At 38.5% G+C, this 673-nt stretch carries 1 protein-coding gene; it reads right to left on the minus strand.

Translation table 11 applies throughout. The features are described 5' to 3' along the window. Nucleotides 1–493 (minus strand): Na+/H+ antiporter NhaC family protein (locus AC1DUW_RS31610; protein WP_477644547.1); only part of this gene is annotated, 493 nt, incomplete at its 3' end. Nucleotides 494–673: the final 180 nt, after the last annotated feature.

Below are 673 nucleotides of genomic sequence, written 5' to 3' on the forward strand. Positions count from 1 at the left end.
ACATCGCACCACCGATAACGGCGGCCATTGAAAGGGCAAGCGAAATATCGGTTTGTTCACTAATTCCTACACCTATAGGCGCTAGCGCTACGATTGTTCCCATGCTTGTCCCCATAGATAGAGAAATAAAACAAGCGATAATGAAAATACCTACCATTAATAGATTTTGCGGAAAAACCGATAACGCAAGATTCACCGTTGATTCTACCGCACCCATTCCATTCGCCACTTCTGAAAAAGCACCGGCCAAAAGGAAAATGATAACCATTAACATAATATTGGAGTCCCCGGAACCTTTACAAAAGATTTCAACTTTTTGATTGAATGACTCTTTTCGATTCATTGCCAATGCAGCCGCTGATGCAATCGCAATCGCCACAATCACCGGAAATGAATAAAAATCTCTTGTAATAACCCCGGAACCTATAAATAAAATTAAAAAAACGACAAATGGGACTAAAGCCCAAGGATTCCCTTTATTGTTTGTACTCATGATGAACACCTCTTTTTATTTTTCCCATGACAAATATGTCACAGCCCTTTTTCATTGACTAATTCGGTAAAAAAATTCTAGTAAGATCCAGCATCACTTTCATATTATTGTCAACATGACTCCAAAAGCATAATAGCCAATACGAAGCTAAAGCTAAACCCTTGAAATTGAAAAAAGACC

Source organism: Peribacillus sp. P4_C12 (assembly GCF_056402095.1).